The sequence below is a fragment of the Dolichospermum sp. UHCC 0260 genome (genome assembly GCF_009711985.1).
Lineage (GTDB): Bacteria > Cyanobacteriota > Cyanobacteriia > Cyanobacteriales > Nostocaceae > Dolichospermum > Dolichospermum lemmermannii.
Map to the genome: position 1 here is coordinate 11,337 of NZ_VIKZ01000006.1, position 21,706 is coordinate 33,042.

A 21,706-nucleotide genomic window follows, 5' to 3' on the forward strand; every position below is an offset into this window, starting at 1 on the left:
AATGTGTGCGGACGCTAGAGGGTCATCACGGTACGGTTAACTCAGTAGCCTGGAGTGGAGATAGTCTGACCTTGGCTACTGGTAGTTATGATAATACGGTGAAACTGTGGGATGTCCAGTCTGGGGTCTGTATCGCCACCTTTGACCATAGGTTATATGCAGGGTTGAAGATTCAGGGGGTGAAGGGGTTAAGCCGTGCGGAAATCTTAACTTTGAAGGCGTTGGGGGCTGTAGAATAGGGGGTTTTATATATGTACTTGAATCTCTTACTTTTACTCTTGACTAAATATCTGGTGAAAATTAAATATGTGTGATCTCAAACCAATGTAGAGACGTTCCATGGGTAGGGATTCTCGTCTCTACATTCTTCTTGATCTCAATCTAAATCAAAGATCGTAAATCAAACACTCCAAAGCATCTGGATACATTTCGCAGTAGTCTTCTAGGGCTGTTTTGCGGTGTTTTGCTTGTTTTTGATGGGCTTTTTCTGCTTGTAATTCTTCGACAATATCCCAAGCTACTGCACAATTAGCGGAATTATTACCATTTTCTGTACAGGTTGTCCGCGCTTCTGTAATGGCTTCAAGAATTGCTGCTTCAATGGGTTTTTTACCATTGATAACTTCGTTTAGGGATACCATGATCATGTTACCTTTGTTGACGAAAATAAAGGTTAATTAGGAATTTTAAGGATTGCTAATGAAGAGAATTACTCATAATTGGTAAACTCTTTTTCAGAGTAACAATTCCAATAATTATTTTTAGTTAATTTATATACTTTTTGATTCTATGATGAGATAACCCTGACGTGATAATTTACGAGGATTTGTTTCACGCAGAGGCGCAGAGGCGCAAAGAGTAAGAGTTTGAAAGATGAAATTTTTAACTTTCATACCTCAATATTGCTATCAGCAAGGCCAATTTTAGATAATAAATGCCATCTCTCAAAATTCACCAAAATTACCGCCTAATTCTTGCTGTAAGCGATACAAAATAGTATTTTTATCAACTTGTGACAAAATTTCCTGAATGACGGTATTAGCGCCTAATTGTCCCCAAGTACAGCCTTTTTCTAGATATAACTGGGCGGCTTTACCGACTGTATAAGCACCATAACCGGCAATTCCACCTTGGGTAATGGCACTCCCGAAAAAAGTAGTAATATTAAAGGGATTATCACCACTAGCTATGGCTGCGGCACTTTTACCTAAACCTAATATAAAACTACTGCCAATTTCACTTAATAATAAACCACCAGAACTAAATAAAATTGTTTTTAATAATTCACTGGCTTCATAGCTAGTCATGGGTAAACCATACAATTTAGCTAATGCCCGAATTAAGGCTAAATCGGTAATTAAACCACCTATTATATCTAAGAAAGCAATAGGATTTAAACCAATGGCTAGGGCTTTATATTGGCTAAACCTCCAAATTATATCTTCTGCTTCTTTTTCGCGGATATGAACGGTTTTTTGGGCGATATTTTCTTCGGATTCTCTAGCTTGAATTAGTGCATTTAAAGCTAAAAGAGATCGTCCTTCTCGATTTAATATATTTAAGATTGTTTGCTTTAATTCATCTACTTGCGGTGGTGGTGTTTCCCATTCAGAGGTGATGCTTCCATCTGCATATTCTACTCTCACTTCCATTGGTGCAGGTTCAGCCGCTATCATCACAATTTCATCGGGTAATAATGGCTGATTTTGGATATTTCCTGCTCCTAATTGTTGCAGATTTTTATAAATTGCATTTTTATCTGTATCGGGATATAAATCAATTTTATTAAATACCAAAATTAAAGGTTTTTGGGCTTGACGTAATTCTAATAATCCTTGATATTCAGTTCTCGTAATATCCCCAGAAACCACAAACAAGATTAAATCAGCTTGACGCGCTACGTCTCGTGCCATTTGCGCCCGTGAATCTCCAGCAATTTCATCTAAACCAGGAGTATCAATTAATTCAACTAATACCTTATCTCCGGGTTTCCAAGGTACAGAACGTGGCGATTGAGTGACACCATTTAGGGGTCCGGTTTGCAGAATTTTTTCTCCCAATAAAGAATTTAATACTGCTGATTTTCCCCGACTGACTAAACCAAAAGCGGCAATTCTGATGACATTTGCATCTAATTTATTGAGTGTGGCATTTAAGGTTTCTATTTCTGGTTTTAGCAAACTTGCTAACTCTGGATTTGCTGCCATTTGTCCCGATTTACGGAGATATCCATACCAAGATAATGCTTGTCTGAGACTAGCACGGGCGCGATTTAAATGAGTTTCTTGTAGGTTACGATTCATAGGATTTTTGATTGTGGATTTTCAGATCCCCGACTTCTTAAAGAAGTCGGGGATCTAATTAATGCCGATAATTTGCGGTTCGGGTATTGGTTGTCCGTCTTCTAAATAAGATGAAATCAGCATTTCTAAAACTTCTTGGGCATTTTTTAAAGCCTCTTCATAAGTGTCTCCATGAGTACAAGGCTGCATGACATCTGTAAAATCTGGTAATGAGACTACATAACATTTATCTTCATTTGACCATTGAATAACAATTGTATATTTCAGTTCTCTAATTTTTTTGGGCATATCTAATATAATATCATTGTCCTAAATATGCTTCTAAAACTTTGGTATTATTTTGGATTTCTGTAGGGCTACCAACGGCTAGATTTTGTCCTTCAGCTAATACCCAAACTCGATCACATAAGGACATAATTACGTCCATGTTATGTTCAATAATCAAAAATGTCATGCCGTCGTGACGATTCCAGGCTAAAATGCGATCGCATATGTCATCAATTAATCTGGGATTTACGCCAGCAGCAGGTTCATCTAGCAATATTAACTTAGGATTAGTCATCAATGCCCGACCGATTTCTAAAAGTTTCCGCTGTCCCCCAGATAAACCACCGGCATAATCAGCGGCTTTTTTTTCTAAACCTACTGACTCTAACAAAAACATTGCCCGTTCTTTTAATTGCTTTTCTTCCTTAGCAATAATGTGGGGTTGAAATTGCACTTGCCAAAAGTTCTCACCGGTTTGTTTTTGCGCTCCCAACAGCATATTTTCTAATACTGATAACTTCGATAAAACCCGGGCAACTTGAAAGGTTCTCACTAATCCCTGTTGGGCAATTTGGTATGGTTGCAACTGATGAATGGGTTCACCATCAAAAATCACTCTACCCTTATCAGGACGAATAAAATTAGAAAGTAAATTAAATAAAGTGGTTTTCCCAGCCCCATTGGGACCAATTAACCCAGTAATGCTACCTTTGATAACTTCAATATTCGCTTCTTGAACTGCTTTAATGCCGCCAAAATTTTTACAAAGTCCAGTTGCAGCTAAAAGAGGTAGTTGGGGTGATGCGATATTATTTACCATTATAATTTTCTTCTCAACTTCATTTTTAGGTTTTTTGTTGGTTTTTAATGATTGTTATCAAATAAAAATTGTCGGAGTTCATCAAATTTCATCCCTGTAAAACCTCAGCCACAGTTAACTTTACATCACTAAATAGAGGCGAACAAATTATATCATCTTCCCTATAAACCTGCTCCTCATAAAAACCCTCCACCCATTCTAAAACCGTCACTTTTTGCCCAATTGGATCAACAATCCAATACTCAGTAATTCCCCGCGCTGCATACTCAGAACGCTTATAACGATAATCACGATTTTCCTGATTTGGACTCACTACCTCAACCACCAACAAAGGCAGCGGCATATCCATTAAAATCAGCGAGCGTGTAGCCCCCTGCATCACTTGAGCTAATTCTTCAGAAAACACTACCAAATCAGGAACACGCACCCCCACCTGCCGACTATTCACAGCAATTTCTGTTTTCATTCTTAACCGGTAATATGGAATACCTAATTTCAGAAAATAGGCGACTAAAAACATCGCTATCCGACAATTTAGCTCACTTTCAGAAGGCATAGGAATTAATTCTCCGTTCTCAAATTCATATAAATTATCGGTCCCATCGTCATAATTAAGAAATTCTTCCAAAGTCATCTTTTTAGCAGTTGCAACTGTCATGGCTATTTCTCCCATAAACGGCTTGTATCAACTATTTTAACAATAAAACCCGTAATTTTTTCTTAATCGGGTTTTATAATTATTTACCCAGAGTCAGTTCCTCCTTTTTCCCTAAAATACCTTGAGGTCGCCAAATCATCAACACCATTAACAGTAACCCAATAAACATGATCCGAAACGCACCAATCCGTTCTACATCTAAAGGGACAATTTTGGGTAAAAATTCCCTAGTGAGGGCATCATAGGTAAAGAAAATGACTGCACCTAAAATAGTTCCTAGATTGTTGCCAGAACCACCTAAAATTACCATAATCCAGGCATCAAAGGTAAGTTGGGGTTGGAAGTTATCGGGGTAAATTGCGCCTAGTTGCCAGGCAAAAAATGCTCCAGCAATCCCCGCAATTGCCCCACCTAACATTAATGATTGTAGTTTATAGGAAAAGACGTTTTTTCCTAAGGCTTTGGGAATTTCTTCATCTTCACGAATAGATTTTAGCACTCTTCCCCAAGGCGATCGCACTAAAATTTCTAACCGCCAAAATACAAAAGCTAAAATCAACAATATGAACAACATTAACCCGGCTTTGGGATTATAATTATACAGTCCAATCACACCAGAAATATAAATTGCAACAGCTAATAACCCTAAAGCAATTCCGACTATTAACCGAGAGGTAAATTCTTGTTTAAGACTACTATTTCTAACTATACTATTACTTGCAGAAATTTGAGCAGTCCGTACCCAACGCCATAGGGAAAATAATGTAATTCCTGCTAATAAAGTTAATACTCCAATCATTACCAAACGGAAAAATAAATTGGGAGTTGTTGATAAAGGGATAACATAACTTTGCACACCGAAAGATCCCGATATCCACGTATTACCTACAGGTAAATCCTGATTATTGACTATTAATCGAATTAATTCACCTGTACCAATGGTGACAATTGAAAGATAATCTTCGCGTAACCGCAAAGTTGCAAAGCCAATTACTAAACCTAGCATTGCGGCAACAATTGCCCCAATTCCCGCCGATAGCAGTAATGGTACGCCCTTGAGACTTAATAAAACCGTCGTATACGCACCCAAAGTCATAAAAGCAATATGACCAAAGTTAATTAAACCGGTAAAACCCCATTGGAGATTGAGTCCTAGTCCGAACAGGGCGAAGGTGGCGGTAGAAATGGCGAGAAAAATCAGGTATTCGATCATAATTTAGCTAGTGGTCATTGGTCATGTTTGAGTTGTCAGTTATCAGCCGTTAATGTAACGCAATGTAAACTGAAACCCCTCTATATCCGTTATTCTATTAAAAACTGTATAAGACAAAGCAGGGATCGCCAAAAGCATACATTAAACTTGTGTTTGACCAACACTTTATTTGAGATTTCCCTATGGATTCTAGGGTACTTTGGCAACGATACCAGGACTGGCTGTATTTCCATCCAGGATTAGGACTGTATTTAGATATCAGTCGAATGAGGTTTGATGATGGGTTTGTGGCATCATTGCAGCCTAAGTTTGACAAAGCGTTTGCGGATATGGCAGAATTGGAAAAAGGGGCGATCGCCAATCCCGACGAAAACCGCATGGTAGGACATTACTGGTTGCGGAATCCAGATTTAGCCCCCACCCCCGAACTCACCCAAGAAATAGTTCAAACCTTAGAACAAATCGAAGCTTTTGCCGACCAGGTACACACCGGGGCAATTCATCCCCCCAAGGAATGCCGCTTTACAGATATCATTTCCATTGGTATTGGTGGTTCAGCCTTGGGTCCCCAATTCGTCACCCAAGCCCTATCCCCCGACGTACCACCCCTACAAATTCACTTTATAGACAATTCCGACCCCACCGGAATTGATCGGGTTCTTGCCCAACTTGGCGATAAACTAGCCACAACCTTGGTATTAGTCATTTCCAAATCTGGAGGCACACCCGAACCTCGCAACGGCATGATTGAGGTTAAACAAGCCTACACAGCCAAAAAATTAGACTTTGCTAAATATGCAGTCGCTATTACCGGACAAGATAGCAACCTGGATCAAGTCGCCAAAGCTGAAAATTGGTTAGCCCGGTTTTCCATGTACGATTGGGTAGGTGGACGTACCTCAGAAATGTCCGCTGTAGGGCTAGTACCTGCGGCATTACAGGGCATTGATATCCGTGCCATGCTGGATGGTGCAAAAGAAATGGATGATGCCACCCGCGTCCCCAATCTCAAAAACAACCCAGCCGCTTTATTAGCCCTTGCTTGGTATTTCTCTGGAAATGGCAAAGGTGAAAAAGATATGGTAGTCCTCCCGTACAAAGACAGTCTGTTGCTATTTAGCCGCTATTTGCAACAACTGATCATGGAATCCTTGGGTAAAGAAAAAGATTTAGATGGGAAGACTGTATTTCAAGGGATTGCAGTTTATGGTAACAAAGGTTCTACCGACCAACACGCCTATGTGCAACAGTTGCGCGAAGGTGTCCCCAATTTCTTTGCTACCTTAATTGAAGTTTTAGAAGATCGTCAAGGAAAATCCGTAGAAGTTGATCCTGGAGTCACTTCCGGTGATTATCTTTGTGGTTTCTTGTTAGGAACTCGTCAAGCATTGTATGAGAATCACCGCGATTCGATTACAGTCACTATTCCTCAAGTTAATGCTCGCACAGTTGGCGCGTTAATTGCATTGTATGAACGGGCTGTGAGTTTATATGCCAGTTTAATAAATGTCAATGCTTATCACCAACCAGGTGTGGAAGCTGGTAAAAAAGCCGCTGCTGTGATTCTGGATTTACAAAACCGAGTCTTAGAAGTGTTAAAAACTCAGAAAAAAGCACTTTCTATTTCTGAACTTGCAGATATGTCCGGCGCTGCTGAGGAAGTGGAAGCAATTTACAAAATTCTCCGTCATTTACACACCAATAATCGGGGTGTGGTGTTAACTGGTGATTTAGCTAAACCTGGAAGTTTAACTGTTTCTCTCGGTTAAAAATTTAGATCCCCTTAATTTAGATCCCCGACTTCTTTAAGAAGTCGGGGATCTTGTTTTGTGGCTATAAATTATCAAAAATATTAAAAGTATCATTAGATAGAGATAAAAAAATAACATATTAGGTAAATATGATAGATACGCTAATAACTTATTTAAGCCAGAAAAAAGAATTTTTAATAAATTCAGTAAATTCAGGAGATTAAATTATGTCCAATATTGTAAAAATATCCAAAGAAGATATTATTTATCACCTCAAAATATCTTGTCAAATCCCTAGTTTGTTAGAAGCGATCGCCACCAGAACAATTATTACAGAAACTGCTAAAAAAGAAAATATTACCATCGAAATAGCAGAATTACAACAATCCGCAGATAGTTTACGATTAGTTAATAATCTACTTAAAGCAGAGGACACATGGCAATGGTTACAAAAACATTATCTTTCCTTAGATAACTTTGAAGAAGTAGCAAATCTCAATCTCCTATCAGCAAAATTAGCCCATCATTTATTCGCTGAAAAAGTTGAACCATTCTTTTATGCTCACCAACTTGATTACAGCGGAGCAGTTACCTATGAAGTCATATTAGATGATGAAGATCTAGCTTTAGAAATATTTTATGCTCTTCAAGAAGGAGAAATTAGTTTTCAAGAAGTAGCTCGTCAATATATCGAAAATCCCGAAATTCGTCGCGCTGGAGGATATCAAGGTATCCGCAAACGTAGTGATTTTCGACCAGAAATTGCTGCCGCAGTTTTTGCAGCTAATCCCCCAGAAATTATTAAACCAGTCATTACACCTAAAGGAGTCCATATCATTATAGTTGAAGAAATTATTGCCCCCGAATTGAATGAACAAATGCGCGTAGCAATTCTCGGAGATTTATTTACCAATTGGTTAAAAGAGCAAGTTAATAAATTAGAAATTGTTGCCACATTAGGAGATGAAATAAATTCTCCTGTTTCTTCCATAGAAATGTTTAGTGAAGCTAGTTAAAACAGGAGATAATTATGCTATTCATTGATATGGAGTTTATTTTTAGTTGTCAAGACGTTTTATGCAACGTCTCTACAGAATTTATTTGAGTCTTATTGATCGGATGTAATCGGTTTACCATTTAAAGTCATTGTAGGAAGGCGATCACAAAGACTAAGATTAGCTTGCCAGCGAGAAGGGAAATCTGGATCAATGAAGGTAATTTCAAATCTGCCCCAATAATAAGTAGGTTTACCATTAGCACCTTCTCTATAGGTATCGCAACGTACCGATGAACGATCACGATCTTGTGCCCAATAGCCGCTGTATGAACCCCGGTTGGTGGTGACTCCTGCTAAACCATCAATAAATATAAGTCTATTGCGGCCATAACTCCAGATAGCAGTTTTGTTACGATCTGTTTGATAGATCACATTATATTCCTTCGTTTTCCACATCTCATCTGCTAGAACTTTTTGGGGAGCGGCAAAACAAGTCAATAGGGCTAAAGTTAGAAAAACATGGTTATTTTTCATACAGTAAAGTTAACCTTGATAAATTTACAATCTGCGTTAGTTGCACAAATCGATTTTATCATGATCTTAGACATGGGAGATTACCAAACTCGAAGATCTTAATTAACAGTAGCCAAAAAGCTAATAATTACTGTCTAAAAAATACTTGAGATCCCCGAATTCTTAGAGAATTCGGGGATATTGATATTATCAATCTAAAGTCGTATAAATATCATCTGAATAGCCATTAAGATAAGGATATCGTAATTTGATTTTGTGTAAAGTAAATTGTTCCAAAATAGCTGTCATTCGACTTTCAGGATGATTATTACCCGCTTGCCAAGCAGCAATTAAACCATTAGCAATTATTTGACAACGATTAGTCCCAAAACTTTCTTTTTCTGCCAGCTTATTGGTTGGTTCTTCAGCACAACCTAATCCTGGTGCTAGTTGCTTAGTAAACAACGGTACTTGTGGGAAAAAACTATCTTGATTTTCTGAATATACCTGTTGTAACATAGGATAAATTGTTTTATATTGATGTTTATTAAAGTAAAGAACTGCCGAATCATAACGTCTATATTCATCAGGATTATATAGAGCTTTAAAGGAGAAAGCAATGTGCATATTATTGAGTTCTCTAGTCACATTATCCATCACTGATACCGCCCCATCAGGTGATACATTAAAGTAGATTCTAACAATATCTTGATTATCTTGAGTACCTAGATTAGATACTGCCATATAAAATCCATTTTGGACTAGATTTTTAGGCATTTTAATTGCCACCAAATCACCAACATTAGCTGATTTATCAATTTCTGATAAATATAAATCCCGCTCAATATGCAAGGTTAAACCATTTTTATGCACTGCTAAACAACCATCTTCTTCTTCATTAACTACTAACCAATTTTTACTCCAATAACCTCCACCTGTATTACTCGTATGGAGTTTTTCGTAAAATGCCAGATCCATGCCAAATAAGCTATTATTACTGAGGTTATTTATTTGATTGTCATCACCAAGAGAATCATGCCAAGAACCATTGTAATAAGCACTATAGAGAAAATTACGTAAGTGAATACGCAAATGCTTCTCTTGAATATCTAAGGACAAATTTTTAAACCGAGCGATTACTGATTCTGGCAATTCTAATAATTTGTAATCTGGATGCTTAATAGAATAAAATGATTTAATTTCCAGATTATCAACAATATTTTGCAGTGCTGTTTGTAATTCTTTTGGTAATTGGAAAAGTTGACTATTTATAGAATCTAATACTTGCATACAAGCTTTCCTTTTCTAAACGAGAGATAAATTTTTAGTAGTTATTGTTGACAATTCCATCCCCAAAATTGTGGGAATAGATGCTTGAGGACGACATAATAAACTTTTAGCAACTTGGAGCATACAAATACCTGAATTATCAAAGGTTTTTTCATGTTGAAGTCTAGCTTGAATAGCTCTAATTAAAGCTAAACCGCTAAACTGCATCACTAATTGTAAGAAATCTGGACGCAATTCTAAAATCTCTGAAAAAGTAGTTAAATAAGCAGTAACTAATGTTGATAAAGAAGGTTGAATCATTGATAAGGGAATCGCAGCTAAACGCAAACATTCCTCAATTGGTATGGTTTTACTAGAGACTATGCTATATAACCAAACTTGCAGATAACTAGCAATTATTGTGCCTAAATCATTAGCAGGATCTCCCCAATTACCTTTTTCCCAATCAATTAGTCGGATGATATTTTTATTTTCAGGTAATTTATCTTCTATTTCTATTTCCCAGTTCAAAGATACAAGAATATTATTAAGTTTGAGATCATTATGGGTGAGACAAGCAGGAGTAAAAGCCTGATTTAATTGTGTAATTGCTTTTCCTAAATTATCGTAACGTTGATAGAGAGTAAAAAACTTTAAACCATCAGCCGGAAGTTGACCAAATATTTCTGGTGTAATTCTATCTAATCCTTTGTTAATATTTTGAGATTTTAAAGAATTTTCAAAGAACTTTTGATAGTTATTATTGTCTATTGTCATGCGATGAATAGCTGCAATAGTTGTGCCAACTACCTGAGCAATTTCCTCCGGAAATTCCTGATCTTTGGCGTAAAATTCAGCTAAGTCTTGATATTGATTTAGATAGTTAAAAACAATGATAGAGTTTTCTAAATCAAAATGAATTGCTTCTGACAAAGATGCTCGTAAATGAGTTATTTCTGGGAATTTTTGCCAAAAATCATGAACTCTCCACTCATCTATAAATTCACCTAAAGTTTTACCATTTTGATCATAACGCTCTTGTTTTACTAATAGTTGACGACCATCTGATAAAGTGATTAATAGGTTAAAGTTTTTAGCAGATTTTAATTCGATTTTACTTAGGGACTCCTCTTGTGGCTGACAAATTTTGTTTTCAACAAGGTAATTGAAAACATTTGCAAAACTAATTATGAATGGCATGATTTCAAATGATAATAATATATGTGTGTGAAATTGCTATTGCTCAGTTAATTTCAGTTTTAGTAAAATGATTAACTTGATAGGTTGGAAATTATTTATTTTCTAAATGTCTTCGTTAATAGTGAAATGGCATCTATAGCATAAATTACTAAGACAAATTCTAGAGCCTTAACGCCATAATTAAGTATTTGACTAGCATTATTATATTCACCTCCAAATACAGATACTGCGTCTAAATTACTTAAATTAATAATAAACTTTTTTTCATCAGTATTCTCTAGATTAGAAATCCTAATGTTTGCCATTTCTTACCTCTAGAAAGATTCGATTTTTGTGTACTGCAATTTTATTAACTATCCAGAATTATTAGTAATCAATCTCATGTAAGTAACATAGATTAGTTTTTACTTTTACTCCTGGATAGTTATATCGGCTTTGTAGTTGACTACAAAGCCAAGTAATTAGTGTCCGTAGTGAGAATCATTGCTGAAGGATTTAGCGATATGCTTAATACTAGCAATCGCATAGCCATCAACTAAGAATTCTAGATATTTAACACCAAAGTCACCATAAGCACTAAAACCGCTGAAATCGCCACCACCACCATTGATTGATACGGAAGCTGCATCATTCAATTCATTAAGATAGCTTTCAGAATCTGCAAATAATTCAGAACCAGTTGTATTTAGTTGAGAAAGGGTAATAGTTGCCATAATTTCCTCCAAGAAGATTTGTTTTTGTAAGTTAGAATTTGTGAGTCGGTTAAGTTGGTGTTTCCTTAACCGTTACTCCTATTTTTATTCATAAAAAATAGAAAAATCAAGGCTTTGAACCTAGTAAAAAAGACACAAATATCTGAATTCTGTCTTTTATAAAAACTGCAAACTATGGAATTAACCTCCATAAAAAATCGTGTATCTTCAGGTTAATAAATCTGAAAATACACGAAAATAAGTAAAATATTGAATTTTTTCACAGCAGATATTAAAAATCGAATTTGCTTCTTAGGCTATCTGTTGTATCTTTGAGGCTGATTTTCCACTTTTCCATACTACTGTCTAGTTCTTTGAATACTGTTGAAAGATCAGTTGTATTGGTTATATTGGTTGTTGGCGGATTTATTCTGTCTTTTCTCATCACGTAACCACCTTTAAGAGTCTTCATTTCCCAAGGTGTTAGTTGATCCAGAATCGGTTCTGCAAGCCTAATTTCTAATTCAGAAATTGTAATTCTCATTGTTGATTCACCTCCTTGAATGCTCCATTTATATGGAATCAGGCTATAAATTTATCCTGCTCTTATATTCTGGAATAGTATCTGACAAAATAAATGATTTGAAACTAATTTATTAGACAGAATCAAGGGTATTTTGTCTATGGAAACAAAAAAAGCAAAGGAAGTTTCATAAAAGTAACTTCCCTTGCCTTAGATGAATTAAAAACTATCTACCTCTATCAAAAGGTGGAAGTTTCTTTCTAGCTTTAGTAATTAACCAACAAATGCTAACCGAGGTGCGACTTCAGCAGGACGTTCTACACCTTTGAGGTAAGCAAGAACGGTATCAGCATCAGATACTTCAAAAGGATCACTACCACAGTTATCTTCAAAACCTGGTTCAATGAACATTTTTTCAATTTCGCCGTTATTAACAACCATTGCATAACGCCAAGAACGCATTCCAAAACCGATGTTAGATTTATCAACTAACATTCCCATTTTGCGGCTAAATTCTCCACTACCATCTGGTAACAAGAAAACATTTTTAGCGCCTTGTTGTTTGCCCCATTGGAACATTACAAATGCGTCATTAACTGACAAACAAATGATTTGATCAACACCTTGCGCTTTGAATTCCTCAAACAGTTCTTCATAGCGAGGCAAATGAGTAGAAGAACAGGTAGGAGTGAAAGCACCAGGAAGCGCAAATAATACTACTTTCTTACCGGCAAAAATTTCTTGTGTGGTGACATCTTTCCAAGTGTAAGGATTTGGTCCACCGATAGATTCATCCCGCACACGAGTCTTGAATACTACATTTGGAACGTGAGTAATAGCAGTCATAAATACCTCTTTTTTAGATGGAAGATTTTAACTCGTGTTGCTGCTTTTGCTTAGAGCATCAGTAGCTTATCTCATAAATCAGAATAATTCTGATTTAGGAATTAGTCAATAGTCATAAATACTTATTTTATAATGTATTTATTAAAAAATATTAGTTCTTAAAAAATGAACGTTATAATGAGGGATTATATTTTTATATAGCTAAGTAAATCCTATGCAGCAAAAAGCTAATGATATTGTCAAAACCTTGAAAACTAGAGGGTTGCGAGTCACACCCCAGCGATTTGGCGTTTATGCCAACCTCTTAGCCAGACGAGATCATCCGACGGTTGATCAAATTATGAGAGACTTGAATCATGAAGCACCCACTTCTTCTCAAGCAACCGTATATGCGGCGCTTCAGGCACTGCGAGAGGTGGGTTTGGTGCGAGAAGTGCTATTAGAGGAAGGTGTCTCCCGTTATGATGCTAACGTTGCCCCCCACCATCATTTTCGCTGTAACTGCTGTGGTGCAATTGAAGATATCAACTGGAATACTTTCCCCGATATTGATGTCAGTCAATTGCGACAGGGGTTAAAAGTGGAACGGTATGAAGTGACAGTTGAGGGAGTGTGCGATGTTTGCAGCACCCATGTTTGATATAATAGTTAACTAAAATTGCATAGGAGTAGACAATGTACGACAGCGATAAACGTAAATTATTATCAGCATTGTGTCATGGGGCAATTTTTTTTAGTACCACAATTGTCTCCGTTGGCTTACCCATAGCCATACTATTTGTATCAGATGATCCTGTTGTCAAAGAGAATGCCAAAGAATCTATCAATTTCCATTTTAACGTTTGGTTATATGGAGCAATTCTGGGAGCATTGTTTTTTCTGTTTGGTTGGTTGATTTTACCATTATTCATCTTGTTTCCACTCGCAGGTTTAGGTTATATCCTCCACTGGGGATTGACAATTTGGGCGCTAATTGGCGTTTTTAGTGATCCTAATCAACCTTGCCGTTATCCGTTTATTTTTCGAGTTTTTTAGCTCATATCAGGAAAGATATGGTAGGTTAATTAATCATAGACTTTTGATTAAACAACTTACCAAAATTAATTCCATGATTTTTTAAGATTGTTTTTTGCAAATTTGTTATAAGCAAATGTCTATCAAGTTGTAAAATATAAAATTGCCCCACAGCTTCATCAACAGTAGGGCAAAAGACAGTTACGCACTGCTTGTAGTTTGTCTGAATAGAGCAAGTTAAAAACTTGCTTTTGTGACGCTTTATTCTGTGTCCATTGTATTATTTTGTCTGCACAAAATTTATGTTTCCTATACATCGCCCTCGTCGTCTGCGTAGCCATACCCAATTGCGTCGGATGGTACGTGAAACCGTTTTAACTACTAACGATTTGATTTATCCATTGTTTGCAGTACCAGGAGAAGGTATTGCCAAGGAAGTCAAATCTATGCCCGGTGTTTATCAACTTTCAGTAGATAAGATTGTTGAAGAAGCTAAGGAAGTTTATGATTTAGGAATTCCGGCAATTATCTTATTTGGAATTCCGGCAGATAAAGATATAGATGCTACCGGGGCGTGGCATGATTGTGGCATTGTCCAAAAAGCAGTAACCGCCGTTAAAAATGCTGTTCCTGATTTAATTGTTATGGCTGATACTTGTTTATGTGAATATACAAGTCATGGTCATTGTGGTTATTTACAAGTTGGTGATTTAACTGGAAGGGTTTTAAATGATCCAACTTTGGAATTATTAAAGAAAACCGCAGTTTCTCAAGCTCAAGCTGGTGCAGATATTATCGCACCTTCGGGGATGATGGATGGTTTTGTGCAAGCTATTCGCGCAGGTTTGGATGAGGCGGGATTTGAAGATATTCCCATTATGTCCTATGCTGCTAAATATGCTTCGGCTTATTATGGGCCATTTAGAGATGCGGCGGACTCAACACCACAATTCGGGGATAGACGCACTTACCAAATGGACCCGGGTAACGCTAGGGAAGCGCTAAAAGAAATTGAGTTGGATATTGCTGAAGGTGCTGATATGCTCATGGTAAAACCAGCTTTGGCATATATGGATATTATTTGGCGCGTCAAGGAAGCTACTAATTTACCTGTGGCGGCTTACAATGTCTCTGGTGAGTATGCGATGGTGAAGGCTGCGGCTTTAAATGGTTGGATTGATGAGCAGCGCGTTGTTATGGAAACTCTGACTGGCTTTAAACGGGCTGGTGCTGATTTGATTTTGACTTACCACGCTAAGGATGCGGCTCGGTGGTTGTAAGTTAGGATATTATCTCACCCTCCAGGCGCAAAGAGTGTTTTTGTGTTTGGGCGTGAGATTTTTTGGTATATTTTAAACTAAACCCTTACTTTACAGCACATTCCATCTGCGTGAGTTACAGCATTAGCGAGCAAGATGCTCGCACTAAGGATTTTATTAATGACCCTGGCTAACTTCGTTTGAGCCAGGGGTTTCTGCCCGGATTTCTCACAAGCGAAAAAAATCATTCATAAAGAGTAAAACAAAGGAAGTTTATTTGATACATAAATAGCAAAGATGAAAAAAGGAAATCTCCTAAGTATATATTTGAGAAATTTAGTTAAATATCAAGAGCTATTCAGGCAAAGTTTACTGATATAAATAATTGAATATTAAAATTAGACATGACAAAAAAGAGTTAAAAAAACTTTTATCTCTACTCTAAATTAAAGCTAAAAATGAGCGTAATAATCGTCCCAAAAGAATTAACCAGGATTTGGTAACAACTGCAAATAACGGTAAGCAGTAGCATAAATTTTCTACATATACATTTTCGCAGTTTTTGACCCTTTTTTTCTATTTCTTTGTGATAAATCCGGGCTAAACAGCGATTGCTTATCTATAGTGTATAGTTAAAGTAATAACATCAGCTAAATTGGCTTCCATTCCTGCTCCTAAAGATGTAATTTTAGCAGTAGAAGTTGATCCTCGTGTGGTAATTTATCCCCTTGATCAAGATGTGATTGAAATGACTATGAGCTTATATTCTATTAATGAAATGCACGATAGACAAATTGCGACAACTGCGTTAGTTTTAGCTAGTAAGGGTGAAATTGTGCGGTTATTAACCTGCGATAGCGAAGCGCTCCGTAGGAATCAAAATATAACTGCTTCAGGTTTAGTTGCTATTGTTTGGTAGTTTGTAAATGAAGTCTATTTTAGCGATCGCACCCCACACATCCCAAATAGCGAACTGCTTGCAGCAGCGCTTGCGCTATCGCACCCCACACATCCCAAATAGCGATATCTCAAGTAATTATACAGTCACTCTCTCTTGTTTTAGTGAAAGATTTGATTCAGTAAGTTTTTCTTGACTCATCTCCTCTCTTGTAGCACTTTCGCTATTACAAAATTGATCAAATAATTCAAAAAAGTTATTTAGTGCATCTCTTTCATCCGCAGAATAAAAAAGAATAATACTATCCCATCCATGCGAAGAACTAATTTTAAATCCTGTCTGTACCCATTCTTGAAATTGATTAAATTCTAGCTCTTGTTGAGTTGGTGGTAAACCTAAATCTGACCTAGATCCCATATATCCATCTAAAAAAGCTCTTAGTCGAGTAATTGAACATTGACCTAGAAACATTCCTGGTCTTTGTTTAATTCTTTGGAGCATTTCATAGAAATATTCATCGGGAATTAGAGTAATACTATGATTATTGTTTTCCATAATCTTTAACACCTAAAAAGTTTCTTCTGTGATTTGGAACTGCTGCCCGTTATACAGTTTATTATAAAACAGTAAGTTAGCTAACCATTGATTTCTAGTAATTCCATCAGGATGATGATTATCAAATATCATTTCTACTCTATGAACTGCTTGCAGCAGCGCTTCGCTATCGCATCCCCACATCCCAAAAAGCGATCGCTCATCCCCACATATCCAAACAGAGATCGCACTCCCAACAGCCCAAAAGCGATTCCTACGGAGCGCTTCGCTATCGCACTCCTCACATCCCAAACAGCGATCGCGTCCATCGGTAAGTTAATTTTTTTATTAAATTCTGTAGGATTTTTCATAAATTGATTACTCTTAAAGTATGAAAACGTCTACTCAATAGGAAAACTAAAATGATTATTAGTGTTAGCAGACGTACTGATATTCCGGCATTTTTCTCAAAGTGGTTTATTAACCGTATTCGAGCAGGTTATTGTGTAGTTCCAAATCCTTTTAATCGAAATCAACTTTCTCATATAAATCTAACTCCAGAAAATGTAGAAATTATAGTTTTCTGGACAAGAAACCCTAAACCTTTGCTTTCTTATATACAAGAATTAGATGAAAGAGGATATCAATATTATTTTCAGTTTACTGTTATGAACAATCCTAATTTTATAGATACTAATAAATCTGAGTTATCTTATGCTATTAAAACATTTCACCAATTAGCTGATTTAATAGGTTTTCAGAAAATTATTTGGCGATATGATCCTATTGTTTTTAGTGATTCAGGTAAAATTGATTTGAATTTTCATCTTGATCAATATGAAGTTATTGCTAGTCAATTGTCTGGTTATACTCAGAGATGTGTAATTAGTTTTATGGATAAATATCAAAAAAATAATAAGCGTCTAAAGAAAATAGAAAAAGAGCAAAATATTGAGTTTTTGAATTTTGAGAATATTCCTGAAGTTTTTAGTAAATTTATACCCTCATTAGTGAATATTGCAAATACATATAATATGCAAGTTTTTACTTGTTCTGAGTTAATAGATTTAGAGCTTTATGGTATAAATCATGGTAAGTGCATAGATGATGATTATATTCATCAAGTATTTAATATAGAAGTTAATCATCAAAAAGATTCTGCTCAAAGAGAAACTTGTGGTTGTATCAAAAGTAAAGACATTGGTATGTATGATACTTGCTTATTTGGGTGTCAATATTGCTATGCAACCACAAGTTTTGATAAAGCTAGAGAAAATTACCGACTACATCATCCTGAATCACCTTCTTTAATTGGATGGTATGATATTGAAAAGAAATCTGATGTTAGACAATTGGAACTATTTTAATAGTCAATTATTGCCATTGAAGCAACTAATATGGGATATCATCATCTAATAAATCTTCACTACTATATTCACCTTTACGAATCATCAGAAATAAAAATCTAATTCGGTAACGAGGAATTAAACCATCTTCCCCAGTTAGTAGATTTTGTCTAACTATCTCAGGAATTCTTAAGGAAGAAGGAATTTCTAATTCACGCCGTTCAATAATTTGATAATCATTTCTTTGATTATCAATTTTAGCAATATCTTCTAATATTCTCCGATTTTGATCATAAGCAAGCAAATCACCAATAATAATAAAACTATTTAAGGGAGCGCAATCAAGTAAAAACTTGATATTTTCTTGAGTAGTAGATGTATTCCATATTTCATTTAGACAATTTTGAAATATAAAAAGATGGCAATTACTAATAACTTCTGTTATTGGATCAAAGGTATTAGGTGAACATAAATCTAGCTTGCGAACTACTCCAGAAATATCTCCTTTCCATAGTTTGGGAACTACAAAATTTTTGGTAACTTCTCGACTCAATTTCCATTGCTCAGAGGCGATATCATAAATCTGAACTATAATAGATTTAGTTTGCTGAGAATGTTCTGTAAGAAATTGAGATAAACCAGCTACTTCAGGACATGGACCAGCACCAAAAAAGCAAGCGTTTATCTGTTCTGGAAAAGTGAATATTTCTGGAGATAGTCGCAAAATTTCCCAAGTCATTTGGACATAGTGCGGATAGTAGCGAATTAAATAAGCTGCTTGAACTTGAGGATCAGAATAATCTACTTTTACCGTATTTGAGCGATAGGATTTCCATAGGTATTTTGCAGCATTTTGTAAAGATTTAAGATAACTCTCAAATGTCTGATGAAGATTGGGATTATAAAAATCTGGTGAGTTTTTTAATCCTTCTAAAATATACTCGTATAGTTTTTCCATCAAATTGATACACCCTGAGCTAAATTAGTGAATAATTCTAAATGTTAAATTGATTCGTGGCTGAATTTCTTTAGCTGTTTTAGCAATTTGGTGTTGCCAAAAATGCTGAGTTTCACCTTGCATTAGCAGAAAACTACCACTAGCTAAATCAATATCAATCTTGTGATTTTTTGAATGCTTATGTCGTAAGGAAAAACGACGAGTTGCACCAAAACTAACTGAGGCAATTATAGGATTTTTCCCTAATTCTGGTTCATCATCACTATGCCAGGAAACACTATCTTTACCATCACGATATAAATTTATCAGAACACTATTAAAATTAACTTGAGCGATTTCTTCAATCTTGGATTTAATTAAGTTTAATGTTGTGTTCCAAGGTTCTGGATGTTGTTCTATGCCAGAATAAGTATACGATTTTCCTTCATCTCCATACCATGCTGTCAATCTTGGTATAGGCATTTGCTTACCAAAAAATTGGATTATTTCTTGTTTCCAGTTAACACTAGAATATAAATCTGAAAAAAGCTGATTGCCTTCTTTGGCACTAAAAAAATTCGGATATAATATTACTTCTCCATCAGTAGAAATAATAGTTTTTTTGTTAACTTGATTTTCTACCTTCATATTATTAGTATCTGGTAGATAATCCCAAAGACTGATTTGATTATACATGATTTGATTAAATCTCCGTAATTATACATTTAGTGAAATCATCAAACTGAAGAATTTAGGCAGGTATTTCACCTGCCCATCTAAACCTATTCTATACCCTCAATCCGGTTTTCCACCTCCTGATACAACTCTCTTAACCGGTCTAAATTCTCCTCGCTAGTCTCCCAATAACCGCGTCCATTCATTTCCAACAAAGTAGAAACAATCTTGCGGAAAGAATGAGGATTGAGATTCATCAAACGCTTTTGCATTTCCTCATCTTTGATGAAAGTCTCATTCGTGTCCTCATAAACCCAATTATCCACAGCACTTCGCTATCGCAATATTTTCTCTTAACTGGTATAATCATTCCTATAGTTCACTGTTTAAAGAAACTATGCAAATTAAAGAAATGACGGCGGAACAGTTACAAAACCTAATCCGTACTACTGTAGATGAAATGCTAGATGAATACTTCGGTGATCCTGATGAGGATAAGGAAATTAAAGAATCATTCAAGCAAAGTTTATTGGAAATCCGGCGTAAACGTCAAGAAGGAAGACCTACTATTCCTCTAGCCGAAGTTTATAAAAGGTACGGGATAGAACGTTAAATGAGTTATTCTGTAAGTTTTGAATCAGAGTCTATCACTGATTTAGATAATTTAGATCAGGTTGTGCGTCTGCGGATTCTGAATAAAATTCAATGGTTAAGTGTCAATTTTGAGCAGATAACTCCTCTATCTCTTACAGGTCAATGGTCAGGTTTTTATAAGTTAAGAGTGGGTGATTATCGAGTTATTTATGAGTTAGATATAGAAGAACAATTAATCATTATCATTAGAATTGGTCATCGTAGAGAAATTTATTAGATCAACATCCCCGAAAAGCGATTCCTAGGTCGCGCTATCTCTATTCCTTCGGAACGCTATGCGAACGAGACGCTACCGCGAACGCGATCGCACTCCCACATCCCAAAAGCATCAATTAAGCAGACATTAAACGCTGTGTAGGTTCAGGAATTTTTCGACCTAACTCTTGAGCAGTTTCTATCCATTCCTGCATAATAATTTCTATATTTTGCAGTGCTTTTTGATAAGTTTCTCCATCAGCAGCACATCCCGGTAAATCTGGAACTTCTGCGATAAATGATTGGTCTTGTTCACTCCAATAGAAATTAATTTCATAGCGCAGAGTCATCTTAACCTCCTAGCTGATATTTAAGTAACGTTTCACGAACTTGTTTAACTTGATATACTAGGTTTTGATGGATTTATCAGCAGCATTAATTAGTATTTCATCCATCCAAGCATTAATACTTTTTCCAGCTTTTTTAGCTGCTATAAAAATTTTTCTGTGATGTTCTGGAGTAGTTCTAAATGGCAATTTTCCAGAAAAAGGTTTATCAGGTTCTTCTCCCAATTCTTCACAAAAAGCTAGATAGCCATCAATGGAAGTTTCAAATTCTTGACGTGCTTCTTCGACAGTTTTAGCTTTAAAAGTAACAACATCATTAATATCAAGAACTCTTCCAAAAAGTATTCCTGCTTCTACATCTACTTCAATTGATGCTGTATATCCTTTGTAAGTCAACATAATTTTAATAATCCTCACTTAGTTTTTTTGCGATTGATTTTACTACAAACTATTTATGGTTCAATTCCTGCTTTTATCAAAAATTCTCTCACTGATTTCACTGCTCCTTTATCGGTTTCTTTTTCTGGATGTGGTTCATGAAAATAACCTCTAACATCATTTAATTTAACTCTAACTCTTGAACCGCTACCTTGACTAACATCAGCACCTAAAGCTGTAAATAAATTTTCTATATCTTGCCAAATAATATTTGCTGGTACAGGATTTGTAAAAATTAATTCTAAAATCTTTTGCTGTTTATTATTGAGATTCATCCTTTTTTACTTTTAACAGAAGCTAATATATAAGATATCATATTATGATATCATGTCAATAGATAATCTACAGTTACTGGTC

Annotated in this window: 31 protein-coding genes and 1 pseudogene; 10 read left to right on the plus strand and 22 right to left on the minus strand. The window is 35.8% G+C overall.

Going from position 1 to position 21,706, the window contains the following annotated elements:
* The coding region (locus FJR08_RS03890) for a WD40 repeat domain-containing protein (RefSeq protein ID WP_168632228.1) at window positions 1–239 on the plus strand (239 nt) is incomplete at its 5' end.
* Between the two features lie 147 nt (window positions 240–386).
* Here FJR08_RS03890 and FJR08_RS03895 read toward each other — a convergent pair.
* The 6 genes from FJR08_RS03895 to FJR08_RS03920 form a co-directional block, all read right to left on the minus strand.
* Window positions 387–647: a Calvin cycle protein CP12 gene (locus FJR08_RS03895; protein WP_035082515.1), complete on the minus strand. Its 261-nt coding sequence runs from the start codon at window positions 645–647 to the stop codon at window positions 387–389.
* A gap of 297 nt (window positions 648–944) precedes the next feature.
* Entirely contained in the window at window positions 945–2,303 is a 1,359-nt protein-coding gene (locus FJR08_RS03900; protein WP_168632229.1) for a GTP-binding protein, read from the minus strand.
* Between the two features lie 54 nt (window positions 2,304–2,357).
* Window positions 2,358–2,570, minus strand: a complete 213-nt coding sequence (locus FJR08_RS03905) for a type II toxin-antitoxin system HicB family antitoxin (protein ID WP_168632302.1) — start codon at window positions 2,568–2,570, stop codon at window positions 2,358–2,360.
* Between the two features lie 34 nt (window positions 2,571–2,604).
* Window positions 2,605–3,390: an ABC transporter ATP-binding protein gene (locus FJR08_RS03910; protein WP_148763403.1), complete on the minus strand. Its 786-nt coding sequence runs from the start codon at window positions 3,388–3,390 to the stop codon at window positions 2,605–2,607.
* 88 nt (window positions 3,391–3,478) lie between these two features.
* On the minus strand, window positions 3,479–4,048 hold the full coding sequence (locus tag FJR08_RS03915; RefSeq protein WP_168632230.1) for a Uma2 family endonuclease: 570 nt from the start codon (window positions 4,046–4,048) through the stop codon (window positions 3,479–3,481).
* Window positions 4,049–4,127: 79 nt separating this feature from the next.
* Window positions 4,128–5,261 carry a branched-chain amino acid ABC transporter permease gene (locus FJR08_RS03920; protein WP_015078662.1) on the minus strand — a complete coding sequence of 378 codons (1,134 nt, stop codon included), beginning with the start codon at window positions 5,259–5,261 and terminating at the stop codon, window positions 4,128–4,130.
* 182 nt (window positions 5,262–5,443) lie between these two features.
* On the opposite strand from FJR08_RS03920, the gene FJR08_RS03925 reads away from it, so the two are divergent.
* Window positions 5,444–7,030, plus strand: coding sequence for a glucose-6-phosphate isomerase (locus FJR08_RS03925; RefSeq protein WP_168632231.1), 1,587 nt, complete (start codon window positions 5,444–5,446; stop codon window positions 7,028–7,030).
* Between the two features lie 209 nt (window positions 7,031–7,239).
* Window positions 7,240–8,028, plus strand: coding sequence for a peptidylprolyl isomerase (locus FJR08_RS03930; protein WP_168632232.1), 789 nt, complete (start codon window positions 7,240–7,242; stop codon window positions 8,026–8,028).
* A gap of 92 nt (window positions 8,029–8,120) precedes the next feature.
* Here FJR08_RS03930 and FJR08_RS03935 read toward each other — a convergent pair whose 3' ends face one another.
* The 7 genes from FJR08_RS03935 to FJR08_RS03965 all read right to left on the minus strand — a co-directional run bounded on the left by FJR08_RS03935 (window position 8,121) and on the right by FJR08_RS03965 (window position 13,052).
* Window positions 8,121–8,543, minus strand: a complete 423-nt coding sequence (locus tag FJR08_RS03935) for a hypothetical protein (RefSeq protein ID WP_168632233.1) — start codon at window positions 8,541–8,543, stop codon at window positions 8,121–8,123.
* Between the two features lie 189 nt (window positions 8,544–8,732).
* Window positions 8,733–9,812 carry a T3SS effector HopA1 family protein gene (locus tag FJR08_RS03940; protein WP_168632234.1) on the minus strand — a complete coding sequence of 360 codons (1,080 nt, stop codon included), beginning with the start codon at window positions 9,810–9,812 and terminating at the stop codon, window positions 8,733–8,735.
* A gap of 15 nt (window positions 9,813–9,827) precedes the next feature.
* The gene (locus FJR08_RS03945; RefSeq protein WP_174782975.1) at window positions 9,828–10,991 is read right to left on the minus strand and encodes a phosphotransferase; all 1,164 of its coding nucleotides are present in this window, start codon (window positions 10,989–10,991) and stop codon (window positions 9,828–9,830) included.
* Window positions 10,992–11,086: 95 nt separating this feature from the next.
* Window positions 11,087–11,296 (minus strand): hypothetical protein, encoded by a 210-nt coding sequence (locus FJR08_RS03950; protein WP_148763419.1) that lies wholly within the window; start codon window positions 11,294–11,296, stop codon window positions 11,087–11,089.
* A 156-nt stretch (window positions 11,297–11,452) separates the two neighbouring features.
* Window positions 11,453–11,704: a hypothetical protein gene (locus FJR08_RS03955; protein WP_148763421.1), complete on the minus strand. Its 252-nt coding sequence runs from the start codon at window positions 11,702–11,704 to the stop codon at window positions 11,453–11,455.
* A gap of 271 nt (window positions 11,705–11,975) precedes the next feature.
* Window positions 11,976–12,227, minus strand: a complete 252-nt coding sequence (locus FJR08_RS03960; protein WP_015078653.1) for a hypothetical protein — start codon at window positions 12,225–12,227, stop codon at window positions 11,976–11,978.
* Between the two features lie 252 nt (window positions 12,228–12,479).
* Window positions 12,480–13,052 (minus strand): peroxiredoxin, encoded by a 573-nt coding sequence (locus tag FJR08_RS03965; protein WP_148763425.1) that lies wholly within the window; start codon window positions 13,050–13,052, stop codon window positions 12,480–12,482.
* A 214-nt stretch (window positions 13,053–13,266) separates the two neighbouring features.
* On the opposite strand from FJR08_RS03965, the gene FJR08_RS03970 reads away from it, so the two are divergent.
* The 4 genes from FJR08_RS03970 (at window position 13,267) to FJR08_RS03985 (ending at window position 16,244) form a co-directional block, all read left to right on the plus strand.
* Window positions 13,267–13,692 carry a Fur family transcriptional regulator gene (locus FJR08_RS03970; protein WP_015078651.1) on the plus strand — a complete coding sequence of 142 codons (426 nt, stop codon included), beginning with the start codon at window positions 13,267–13,269 and terminating at the stop codon, window positions 13,690–13,692.
* 35 nt (window positions 13,693–13,727) lie between these two features.
* Complete coding sequence (locus FJR08_RS03975; protein WP_015078650.1) at window positions 13,728–14,087, plus strand: DUF4870 domain-containing protein; 360 nt, start codon at window positions 13,728–13,730, stop codon at window positions 14,085–14,087.
* 281 nt (window positions 14,088–14,368) lie between these two features.
* Window positions 14,369–15,346, plus strand: a complete 978-nt coding sequence (gene hemB / locus FJR08_RS03980; protein WP_148763427.1) for a porphobilinogen synthase — start codon at window positions 14,369–14,371, stop codon at window positions 15,344–15,346.
* Window positions 15,347–15,980: 634 nt separating this feature from the next.
* Window positions 15,981–16,244, plus strand: a complete 264-nt coding sequence (locus tag FJR08_RS03985; protein WP_254435683.1) for a hypothetical protein — start codon at window positions 15,981–15,983, stop codon at window positions 16,242–16,244.
* Window positions 16,245–16,361: 117 nt separating this feature from the next.
* Here the strand turns inward: FJR08_RS03985 and FJR08_RS03990 are convergent, their stop codons facing one another.
* Genes FJR08_RS03990 through FJR08_RS04000 form a run of 3 tightly spaced genes read right to left on the minus strand, consistent with a single transcriptional unit; the run spans window position 16,362 to window position 17,128 of the window.
* Window positions 16,362–16,778 (minus strand): hypothetical protein, encoded by a 417-nt coding sequence (locus FJR08_RS03990; RefSeq protein WP_168632235.1) that lies wholly within the window; start codon window positions 16,776–16,778, stop codon window positions 16,362–16,364.
* Between the two features lie 12 nt (window positions 16,779–16,790).
* Window positions 16,791–16,910, minus strand: a complete 120-nt coding sequence (locus tag FJR08_RS24125) for a papain fold toxin domain-containing protein (protein ID WP_305791119.1) — start codon at window positions 16,908–16,910, stop codon at window positions 16,791–16,793.
* Window positions 16,911–16,912: 2 nt separating this feature from the next.
* Complete coding sequence (locus FJR08_RS04000) at window positions 16,913–17,128, minus strand: hypothetical protein (protein ID WP_168632224.1); 216 nt, start codon at window positions 17,126–17,128, stop codon at window positions 16,913–16,915.
* Between the two features lie 51 nt (window positions 17,129–17,179).
* On the opposite strand from FJR08_RS04000, the gene FJR08_RS04005 reads away from it, so the two are divergent.
* Complete coding sequence (locus FJR08_RS04005; RefSeq protein WP_168632236.1) at window positions 17,180–18,124, plus strand: DUF1848 domain-containing protein; 945 nt, start codon at window positions 17,180–17,182, stop codon at window positions 18,122–18,124.
* A 25-nt stretch (window positions 18,125–18,149) separates the two neighbouring features.
* On the opposite strand, the gene FJR08_RS04010 is transcribed toward FJR08_RS04005, so the two are convergent.
* The 3 genes and pseudogenes from FJR08_RS04010 to FJR08_RS04020 all read right to left on the minus strand — a co-directional run.
* Window positions 18,150–19,064, minus strand: a complete 915-nt coding sequence (locus tag FJR08_RS04010; RefSeq protein ID WP_217357475.1) for a hypothetical protein — start codon at window positions 19,062–19,064, stop codon at window positions 18,150–18,152.
* Between the two features lie 21 nt (window positions 19,065–19,085).
* Window positions 19,086–19,736, minus strand: coding sequence for an alpha-ketoglutarate-dependent dioxygenase AlkB (locus FJR08_RS04015; RefSeq protein ID WP_168632238.1), 651 nt, complete (start codon window positions 19,734–19,736; stop codon window positions 19,086–19,088).
* 86 nt (window positions 19,737–19,822) lie between these two features.
* Window positions 19,823–20,044: pseudogene (locus FJR08_RS04020) on the minus strand (cobaltochelatase subunit CobN); the annotation flags it as partial.
* Between the two features lie 68 nt (window positions 20,045–20,112).
* Here FJR08_RS04020 and FJR08_RS04025 point away from each other — a divergent pair.
* Both FJR08_RS04025 and FJR08_RS04030 read left to right on the plus strand, forming a co-directional pair.
* Window positions 20,113–20,328 (plus strand): hypothetical protein, encoded by a 216-nt coding sequence (locus FJR08_RS04025; protein WP_041458214.1) that lies wholly within the window; start codon window positions 20,113–20,115, stop codon window positions 20,326–20,328.
* Entirely contained in the window at window positions 20,329–20,586 is a 258-nt protein-coding gene (locus tag FJR08_RS04030; RefSeq protein WP_015078642.1) for a type II toxin-antitoxin system RelE/ParE family toxin, read from the plus strand. It begins immediately after the preceding gene.
* A gap of 115 nt (window positions 20,587–20,701) precedes the next feature.
* Here the strand turns inward: FJR08_RS04030 and FJR08_RS04035 are convergent, their stop codons facing one another.
* From FJR08_RS04035 to FJR08_RS04045, 3 genes are read right to left on the minus strand one after another with little or no spacing between them, the layout of a single operon-like run.
* A complete protein-coding gene (locus tag FJR08_RS04035; protein ID WP_168632239.1) occupies window positions 20,702–20,914 on the minus strand; it encodes a type II toxin-antitoxin system HicB family antitoxin in 213 nt (70 codons plus the stop codon).
* A 57-nt stretch (window positions 20,915–20,971) separates the two neighbouring features.
* Complete coding sequence (locus FJR08_RS04040) at window positions 20,972–21,310, minus strand: type II toxin-antitoxin system HicB family antitoxin (RefSeq protein ID WP_168632240.1); 339 nt, start codon at window positions 21,308–21,310, stop codon at window positions 20,972–20,974.
* A gap of 53 nt (window positions 21,311–21,363) precedes the next feature.
* A complete protein-coding gene (locus FJR08_RS04045; RefSeq protein WP_168632241.1) occupies window positions 21,364–21,624 on the minus strand; it encodes a type II toxin-antitoxin system HicA family toxin in 261 nt (86 codons plus the stop codon).
* Window positions 21,625–21,706: the final 82 nt, after the last annotated feature.